This is a genomic window from Pseudomonas sp. CM25, from assembly GCF_013179705.1.
Lineage (GTDB): Bacteria > Pseudomonadota > Gammaproteobacteria > Pseudomonadales > Pseudomonadaceae > Aquipseudomonas.
Genome location: NZ_JABMCW010000280.1, coordinates 1 through 7,392, shown reverse-complemented (window position 1 = coordinate 7,392; position 7,392 = coordinate 1). Strand labels below are relative to the sequence as shown.

At 63.7% G+C, this 7,392-nt stretch carries 12 protein-coding genes; 5 read left to right on the top strand and 7 right to left on the bottom strand.

Going from position 1 to position 7,392, the window contains the following annotated elements:
- The first annotated feature begins 13 nt into the window (after positions 1-13).
- Both HP546_RS22965 and HP546_RS22960 read left to right on the top strand, forming a co-directional pair.
- Entirely contained in the window at positions 14-202 is a 189-nt protein-coding gene (locus HP546_RS22965) for a hypothetical protein (RefSeq protein WP_003253897.1), read from the top strand.
- A gap of 140 nt (positions 203-342) precedes the next feature.
- A complete protein-coding gene (locus tag HP546_RS22960) occupies positions 343-654 on the top strand; it encodes a hypothetical protein (RefSeq protein WP_172229870.1) in 312 nt (103 codons plus the stop codon).
- 45 nt (positions 655-699) lie between these two features.
- On the opposite strand, the gene HP546_RS22955 is transcribed toward HP546_RS22960, so the two are convergent.
- Positions 700-1,032 (bottom strand): hypothetical protein, encoded by a 333-nt coding sequence (locus HP546_RS22955; protein WP_172229867.1) that lies wholly within the window; start codon positions 1,030-1,032, stop codon positions 700-702.
- A gap of 300 nt (positions 1,033-1,332) precedes the next feature.
- A complete protein-coding gene (gene ampC / locus HP546_RS22950) occupies positions 1,333-2,475 on the bottom strand; it encodes a class C beta-lactamase (RefSeq protein ID WP_172229864.1) in 1,143 nt (380 codons plus the stop codon).
- A 119-nt stretch (positions 2,476-2,594) separates the two neighbouring features.
- On the opposite strand from ampC, the gene HP546_RS22945 reads away from it, so the two are divergent.
- Positions 2,595-3,587 (top strand): bile acid:sodium symporter family protein, encoded by a 993-nt coding sequence (locus tag HP546_RS22945; RefSeq protein WP_172229862.1) that lies wholly within the window; start codon positions 2,595-2,597, stop codon positions 3,585-3,587.
- A 30-nt stretch (positions 3,588-3,617) separates the two neighbouring features.
- Here HP546_RS22945 and HP546_RS22940 read toward each other — a convergent pair whose 3' ends face one another.
- Positions 3,618-4,211, bottom strand: a complete 594-nt coding sequence (locus tag HP546_RS22940) for a DUF4157 domain-containing protein (RefSeq protein WP_172229859.1) — start codon at positions 4,209-4,211, stop codon at positions 3,618-3,620.
- Entirely contained in the window at positions 4,198-4,761 is a 564-nt protein-coding gene (locus HP546_RS22935; protein ID WP_172229856.1) for a TetR/AcrR family transcriptional regulator, read from the bottom strand. The genes HP546_RS22940 and HP546_RS22935 overlap by 14 nt, the downstream gene beginning before the upstream one ends.
- 89 nt (positions 4,762-4,850) lie before the next feature.
- On the opposite strand from HP546_RS22935, the gene HP546_RS22930 reads away from it, so the two are divergent.
- Both HP546_RS22930 and HP546_RS22925 read left to right on the top strand, forming a co-directional pair.
- Entirely contained in the window at positions 4,851-5,582 is a 732-nt protein-coding gene (locus HP546_RS22930; RefSeq protein ID WP_172229853.1) for an SDR family oxidoreductase, read from the top strand.
- A 30-nt stretch (positions 5,583-5,612) separates the two neighbouring features.
- Positions 5,613-6,227: a 2-hydroxychromene-2-carboxylate isomerase gene (locus HP546_RS22925; RefSeq protein WP_172229850.1), complete on the top strand. Its 615-nt coding sequence runs from the start codon at positions 5,613-5,615 to the stop codon at positions 6,225-6,227.
- On the opposite strand, the gene HP546_RS22920 is transcribed toward HP546_RS22925, so the two are convergent.
- From HP546_RS22920 to HP546_RS22910, 3 genes are all read right to left on the bottom strand, one after another.
- Positions 6,200-6,499, bottom strand: a complete 300-nt coding sequence (locus HP546_RS22920; RefSeq protein WP_175586204.1) for a hypothetical protein — start codon at positions 6,497-6,499, stop codon at positions 6,200-6,202. The two genes, HP546_RS22925 and HP546_RS22920, sit on opposite strands and share 28 nt — an antisense overlap.
- A gap of 2 nt (positions 6,500-6,501) precedes the next feature.
- Complete coding sequence (locus tag HP546_RS22915; protein WP_016500000.1) at positions 6,502-7,047, bottom strand: cupin domain-containing protein; 546 nt, start codon at positions 7,045-7,047, stop codon at positions 6,502-6,504.
- 81 nt (positions 7,048-7,128) lie between these two features.
- Positions 7,129-7,392, bottom strand: a 264-nt coding sequence (locus HP546_RS22910; protein ID WP_372242453.1) for an MFS transporter, incomplete at its 5' end; no start/stop codon positions are given.

Genomic DNA, 7,392 nt, shown 5'->3' with positions numbered 1-7,392 from the left:
AGGGACACAGGGCATGAGCGAATCCTTTTTCGAAGACCTGAACGACGCGTTCCCGATCAACAGCCAAGTGCGTTGCGGCCAGGCGGCATTTCGCCTGGGGTTCGCCCACATGACGCTGGATGATTCCGAACAGCTCCAGCCTGCACACCTGCAGCGCAGCAAAAAAGGCCGCTTCATGCCGCGGGTGCCGTTGAAGAAGTGACCCCGCCCCAGCCCAACCCCGCCCGATGGCGGGGTTTTTGTTGCGGTTCGTTGATCCGCCTCATGGTATTGCCGGGTAGCGCTCGCCGAACGGCCAAGGCTGTGGTTTGCTGGCGTGGCATTGCAGCGACGGAGGATTGAATGCTCATGCGAGTCAGGGAAGATACCTATTGGCAGTGGGCCGACGCCCAGCTGCATAGCCGCAGCCACGACGAAGTACTCAGCGACGGCACCACGCTGGACGTGCAGGTACGGCTTTCGCGCCTGGGGGCCACCCAGTTGTTCCTCGGGTTGTATGGCGGGGATGGGCGAGCGTTGCTGGAAGAGTACTACCCTGCACGGCCAGGCGAGACGATGACCCGCGCCATGGTATGGGGCGTCGATCGCGCCCGGGCGATGGCAACGGGCGCCTTGCCCTTGCCAGAGCCGCGCCGCCACCGGCGCCGGGCATGAAAAAGCCCGGCCTGTGCGGCCGGGCTTCGATAAAGGTGAGAGCCCTCAGTTGAGCGGTTCGATCACCTTGACTGCCTGCTGCTCACGGGCGGCGGGCCATTCCTGTTGCAGGGTCTGCAGCACGCGGCCAACGAACTCGGTGTCGGCGGCTGCCTTCTTGCCGACGTAGCCCATCCCACGGCGGTAGACCTTGAAGCGTGCACGCATGCTGGGCAGGTGCTCTTCGAATTCAGCTTCGACGGTGTTCGGTGGCAGGCGGTCGAGGCGCACTTCACCGGTTTGGCTGACCCACAGCAGGTGGTCGTCAAGGCTGTCCTTGCGTCCAGCGAACAGTTGGGCCAATTGGTCGATCGTCGGTTTGTCGTTCAAGTTCATCATAAAGCCCCCATTACCCATTCTTAGGTGATTTTCACAGTTGGCGCCAACACGATGTAGCGCACTACCAAGGCTGCTACAGCAGCATCGCAACAGGGGCTTTCTCACGCTGCCTTTTGGACAGATTCCCTCTCCACGGACGGCCTGCGTTACCGCGCAAGCCGTCTGGAACACCCTTGCCATCGCTCCCGATCAGGGAGACGGCTTCATCATGCCCAAGCGCGATGAACGGCGTCAACCATTTTGTAGTGAATATTTTCTGGCACTACATTTCTGTCGATTTGTCCGACAATCGCCCCCGCACTACAGCCCTGTGAGTATTTCGAACGCTGCGCGTATCCGGGCTTCGTTGGGGTAATTTCGATTGGCCAGCAATACGATTGCCAACTGCTCGGATGGCACAAACGCGGCGTAGGCACCGAAACCGTTAGTGGCGCCAGTCTTGTTGTACCAGGCGGCAGGCAGCACGGGCAGGGCTGGTTGCAGCCGCGTGGTGGCCTGCGGTTCGCGAATCATCTGGACGCTGTTGCCCGCTTCGAGGGTAGACAGGGTGACGGGGTAGGGGTAGCGCTCCCAGCCCAGGCCTTGAGTCATCGGCCCCACCTGGAAGTAGCCTTGCTGGGTGATGGCGGTGGCTTTTGCCAGCGCTGGGGGCAGGCCCTCAGGCTGCATGTGCAGGCGCACGTAGCGCAGCAGGTCGCTGGCGCTGGTCTTGATCCCGTAAGCCTCATCGGCGTAGGGGCCGGGGCCCACGCGTACGGGTTTGTCGGCGGCGTCATAGCCTTGGGCATACAGCCCCTCGGCGCTGGCCGGGACATCCAGGTAGGTGCTTTCCAGGCCCATTTTCGCCAGCAGGCCTTCGCTCATCAGGGTGGAAAACCCCTGGTGCTGCGCGCGGGCAGCAAGGTCGCCAAACAAACCCAGGCTGGGGTTGGAATAGCAGCGCCGGGTGCCGGGCTGGGCACGGGGCTGCCAGTGACGGAAGAAGTCGACCACCTGCTGTGGCGTCTGCACGGCATCCGGGAATTGCAGGGGCAGGCAGTCGGCACTGTAGGCGCCCAGGTCCAGCACGCTGGCATCACCGATGGGCGCCCCGGCCAGTGCCGGGTGATAACGCTTGGCCGGGGCAGCGAGGTCCAGCTTGCCCTCGGCACTGGCCAGCGCGGCAAGGGTGGCGGTGTAGGTCTTGCTCAGCGAGCCGATCTCGAACAGCGTGTCCCGGCTGACTGGCACGTTGTCGGCCTTGCTGGCCACGCCATAGCTGAAGTAATGCGCATGGTCGCGGGCGTAGATAGCCACGGCCATGCCGGTGATGCCCTGCGCTTGCATCAGCGGGCGGATGACCTGGTCGACCTTGGCCTGCAACTGGTCGTCGGCCCGGGCAGTGGCTTGGCCGAGGGTGAGGGTGATGGCAGCGGCAAGTGCGGCCAGGCGAGGAGGGGGCATGGGCGGGTCCTTTACGGGAACGTGTCCGTTGAGCGATACCGGTGGGGGTTCCGGCGTTAGCGGCGCAAAGCCGAAAACCTTATCGTCTGCCCTTGCACAATGACAAGACGGAAGCAGTGATGAAGTATTTGCGCATGTTATTCGACAATTTCACCCTGGCCTTGCTCGGGGTGGTGCTGATTGCCACGGTGCTGCCGTGCTCGGGCGACGGCGCGGTGTACTTCGGCTGGCTGACCAACCTGGCCATCGGCCTGCTGTTCTTCCTGCATGGCGCCAAGCTGTCGCGCGAGGCGATCATTGCCGGTGCCGGGCACTGGCGCCTGCACCTGCTGGTGTTCTCCTGCACCTTCGTCATGTTCCCGCTGCTGGGCCTGGCTTTCAAGCCGCTATTCGTGCCGCTGGTGGGCAACGAGCTTTACCTGGGCGTGCTCTACCTGTGTGCCTTGCCGGCCACCGTGCAGTCAGCCATCGCTTTCACCTCGCTGGCCCGCGGTAACGTGCCGGCGGCCATCTGCAGTGCTGCGGCGTCCAGTTTGCTGGGCATTTTCCTGACGCCGTTGCTGGTGGTGATGCTGCTGGGCGCCAGCGGTGATACCGGCTCCGGTCTGGATGCGGTGCTGAAGATCACCTTGCAGCTGCTGGTGCCATTCGTGGCCGGGCAGATTGCGCGGCGCTGGATTGGCGCCTGGGTCAAGCGCAATGCCCGCTGGCTCAAGGTGGTCGACCAAGGGTCGATCCTGCTGGTGGTTTACACCGCGTTCAGCGAGGCGGTGGTCACCGGGCTGTGGCACACCGTATCGCCACAGCACCTCGCCGGGTTGTTTGCCGTGTGCGGGATCCTGCTGGCGGTGGTGTTGTTCGGCACCCGCCTGCTGGGCAAGGCGCTGGGCTTTGATCTGGAGGACCGCATTACCATCCTGTTTGCCGGCTCGAAGAAAAGCCTGGCGACTGGTGTGCCGATGGCCCAGGTGCTGTTCGTGGGCAGTGGCATTGGTGCCATGATCCTGCCGTTGATGCTGTTCCACCAGATTCAGCTGATGGTTTGTGCGGTACTGGCGCAGCGGTATGCCAGCCGGGAGGAGGGGGCGGAACAGATGTCGGCGCGGTCCTGACGGGGGGAGGGCTGCCGCAGCAGCCCATTCTTATCTGGCCTGCCCTGAGCCGCGCTCGCGCAGCGCCTTCGCCACCTCGGCCTCGACTTTATAGGCCGGCGCTTCAAGCTCGTCGTAGTTGCGCGTGTAGCGCCGGGCGAACTCGTCCACGCCCAGCGCCTGATACTGCTGCACATGCTTGAGCTCGTGCGCCCATAAGGCCACATTGTCCTCGGCATCGCTGCCGCGGCGGAAGATGATCGTGTCGATCAACGTCACGGCATTCACGTCGGGGTTTTGCAACATCACATTGGCTGCACTCATCTGCTGTTCGTCACCGACCCGATAACGCACCGCGTCGAGCACCGCAAAGTCATACCAGGGTTCGAGCTGTGCCCGTATATGCAACGGGATCGGCTGCACGCCGCTGGCCGTCGCTTCATCGCGGGCCTGGCGCAAGGCAAAGGTGAGGCTGGACGAGGCCATGGCTTCGACATCCTTGAGCACCTGCCCGGCCTGCCCAGGATCGATCGGGGCACAAAAACAGCCCATCAGGCACACCTGGTACTGCCCTGGCGGACAGGTTTGTTCGGCCAGTGCGGGTAACGCCATCAGCGCGCCAAGCACGACACTAATCCACTTCATGCAGGGCCTTTTCGACATATGCGCGGCTGGCGTCCAGTACCTGCGATTGCACGTTTTCGCTCGCCAGCATGCGCCCGATCAGCAAGGCGCCGACGCACTGGCTGATCAACACCCAGGCCAGTTGTTCATCCTCCAGCGTTGCGCTCCAGGCCTGGTGCAGCTGCACCAACCAGTGCTCGGCCACTTCGCGCATGGGTACTTCGGCCCGCGCGATCTCCACCCCCAGCGGCGGCAGTGGGCAGCCACCTTCGGCGTTGTGCAGGTGGGCCAGGCTCAGGTACTGCTGCAGGCAACGGCCCAGACGTTCACGGCTGGCGCCCTGGGTGGCCAGGCGTGCCAGCGGGCTGTTGCACAGCTCCTGCCTGACCACCTCAGTGAACAGGTCGTCCTTGGAGGGGAAGTGGTTGTAAAAGGCGCCGCCGGTCAGGCCAATGGCCTTCATCAACCCGGCTACGCCGGTGCTGGAAAAACCCCCGCGTTTGGCCAGCGCGCCGCTGCTGGCCAGGAGGCGTTCGCGGGTCTGCTGCTTGTGTTGGTTGGAGTAGCGCATTCATATGCCTCGGCAGGCGGGCTTGACGATGAAGGCAATCTTAACATAGCGTTCGTTTACTAAACGATCATTCACCAATGGGGGTGAGCATGGCAGAACAACAAAAAGTAGTGCTGGTGATCGGTGCGGGTGATGCTACCGGGGGCGAGATCGCCAAGCGCTTTGCCCGTGAGGGCTACATCGCCTGCGTGACACGGCGCCAGGCGGACAAGCTGCAGCCGCTGGTGGAGGAAATTCGCGCCGCTGGCGGCCAGGCCCACGCCTTTGGCTCTGATGCGCGCAACGAAGAAGATGTGGCGAGCCTGGTCGAAACCATCGAGCGTGACATCGGCCCGATCGAGGCGTTTGTATTCAATATCGGCGCCAATGTGCCTTGCAGCATTCTCGACGAAACCCCGCGTAAATATTTCAAGATCTGGGAAATGGCCTGCTTTGCCGGCTTCCTCACCGCTCAGGCCGTTGCCCGGCGCATGGTCCAGCGCGAGCGCGGGACGCTTCTGTTCACGGGTGCCACCGCAGGCACCCGTGGTGCAGCAGGGTTTGCCGCGTTCGCCGGTGCCAAGCACGCCTTGCGCGCTCTGGCGCAGAGCATGGCGCGCGAACTGGGGCCGCGGAACATTCATGTTGCGCACGTGGTCGTGGACGGGGCCATCGACACTGCTTTCATCCGTGACAGTTTCCCTGAGCGCTACGCCCTCAAGGACCAGGATGGCATCCTCGACCCGGCGCACATCGCCGACAGCTACTGGTTCCTGCATGCCCAGCCGCGCGACGCCTGGACCTTCGAGCTGGACCTGCGCCCCTGGATCGAGCGCTGGTAAGCCCCTTTTCACCCAGCAAGGACCGTAACCATGCACAAGACTGTCGATTTCCATTTTGACCTGGGCAGCCCGGCCAGTTACCTGGCCTGGACCCAGCTGCCCGGCCTGTGTGCCCGCCAAGGTGCCACGTTGCACTACCGGCCGATGCTGTTGGGCGGCGTGTTCCAGGCCACCGGCAATGCCTCTCCGGCTCTGATACCGGCCAAGGGGCGCTACATGTTCATCGACCTGTCGCGCTTTGCTGCGCGTTATGGGGTGGCTTACGGATTGCCGCCAGGATTCCCGGTCAACACCTTGACCCTGATGCGCGGGGTGATGGGCACCCAGATGCGTTCCCCGGAGCGCCTCGAGGCGCTGCTCGCCGTGCTGTTCAATGGGCTGTTTGCGCAGTGCCGCAATTTGAGCGACATCGGCGTGCTGGACGAAACGCTTGTTCAGGGCGGCTTCGACCCGCAGGTATTTCATGCGCTGGCTGCGGATGATGAAGTGAAGGTTGCACTCAGGCAGGCCACCGAGGCAGCAGTGGCACGCGGGGTGTTCGGCGCGCCAACCTGCTTTGTTGGCGACGAGATGTTCTTCGGCCAGGACCGTCTGGACTTTGTCGAGCAAGCGTTGGCTCAGGGCGCCAGCAGCCTCTCCAGCTGAGTGCGCTCCCACAGGCTTAGCAGGTCGACCGGGTTGCTGCCATAGCGGTGCCAGTCGCCGAGGTCGGCCTGCTCGCCGTCGGCGGCCAGGCAGTGAACGCACTGCGCCAGGCCCTCTGCATCCAGGGCCAGGGTGAGTTGCCAAGCGTGGATGACGACATCGACCAGGCCGCCCTCGCGGCGAGCACCAACCTCAAGGTGATGCACGCCCAGGGCGGCATCGCGCAGGCACTGGTACACAGCCCGGGTGTTCAACGAGCCCGTGCGGGTCAAGGTCAGAAGTTCGCCGGGGTGTTGGCGCTGATGATTTCGGCCTCGTCCGGGCCAATGTTCTTGAAGCTGTGCGGCAGGGTAGTGGGGATGTAGTAGCCATCGCCCGAGCTGAGCACGCTGACCTGGCCATCGACCCACAGCTCGACAGTACCCCGGGTCACCAGGCCGCATTCCTCGCCCTCGGCATGCACGATCGGCTCGCCCGAGTCGGCACCGGGTGCATACAGTTCGCGCAGCATGCGCATCTGCCGGCCTTCGACACTGGCGCCAACCAGCAACATGCGCAGGCCGTTGCGGCCCAGGTCTGGCTGTTCGCCACCGCGGAACACGAAACGCTCTTCACGCACGGGCTCATCGAAGCTGAAGAACTCCGCCAGGCTCATGGGAATGCCTTCGAGCAGCTTTTTCAGGGAGCTGACCGAAGGGCTGACGCGATTCTGCTCGATCTGCGAGATCGTCGAATTGGTCAGCCCGCTGCGGCGGGCCAGTTCCCGTTGGGAGAGGTTGTTGCGTTCACGCACCAGTTTGAGTCGCGTCCCCGTGTCCATAGCCGCCTTGTAATCAGAGGTGTAAAGAATAATGAGCGAGGCGCATTAAAACACACTCTGCACGCTTGCGCGCTGCGCTTGTCAGGCAGCCTGGTTGCGCGGCATCGGCCACAGCCCGACCAGCAGCAACAGCGCGGCCACGGCCAGGAATGGCAAGCGCGGATCGAGGGCATACACCAGGGTGCCGGCCAGTGGCCCGATCACCGCGCCCATGCCCTGGGCAGCGCCTATGGAGCCGGCGGTGGCGCCTTGTTCGGAAGCCTGCATGGCATTGGCCGCCAGTGCCGAAAACGCCGGGAACACAAAGCCCATGCCGGTTGCGGCGACGAAGTAGCATGCCCACAG

Bases quoted from the DNA above. Each gene is read 5' to 3' on its own strand.
- HP546_RS22965 (WP_003253897.1), top strand. From the start codon at position 14: ATGAGCGAATCCTTTTTCGAAGACCTGAACGACGCGTTCCCGATCAAC.
- HP546_RS22960 (WP_172229870.1), top strand. From the start codon at position 343: ATGCTCATGCGAGTCAGGGAAGATACCTATTGGCAGTGGGCCGACGCC.
- HP546_RS22955 (WP_172229867.1), bottom strand. From the start codon at position 1,032: ATGATGAACTTGAACGACAAACCGACGATCGACCAATTGGCCCAACTG.
- ampC (WP_172229864.1), bottom strand. From the start codon at position 2,475: ATGCCCCCTCCTCGCCTGGCCGCACTTGCCGCTGCCATCACCCTCACC.
- HP546_RS22945 (WP_172229862.1), top strand. From the start codon at position 2,595: ATGAAGTATTTGCGCATGTTATTCGACAATTTCACCCTGGCCTTGCTC.
- HP546_RS22940 (WP_172229859.1), bottom strand. From the start codon at position 4,211: ATGAAGTGGATTAGTGTCGTGCTTGGCGCGCTGATGGCGTTACCCGCA.
- HP546_RS22935 (WP_172229856.1), bottom strand. From the start codon at position 4,761: ATGCGCTACTCCAACCAACACAAGCAGCAGACCCGCGAACGCCTCCTG.
- HP546_RS22930 (WP_172229853.1), top strand. From the start codon at position 4,851: ATGGCAGAACAACAAAAAGTAGTGCTGGTGATCGGTGCGGGTGATGCT.
- HP546_RS22925 (WP_172229850.1), top strand. From the start codon at position 5,613: ATGCACAAGACTGTCGATTTCCATTTTGACCTGGGCAGCCCGGCCAGT.
- HP546_RS22915 (WP_016500000.1), bottom strand. From the start codon at position 7,047: ATGGACACGGGGACGCGACTCAAACTGGTGCGTGAACGCAACAACCTC.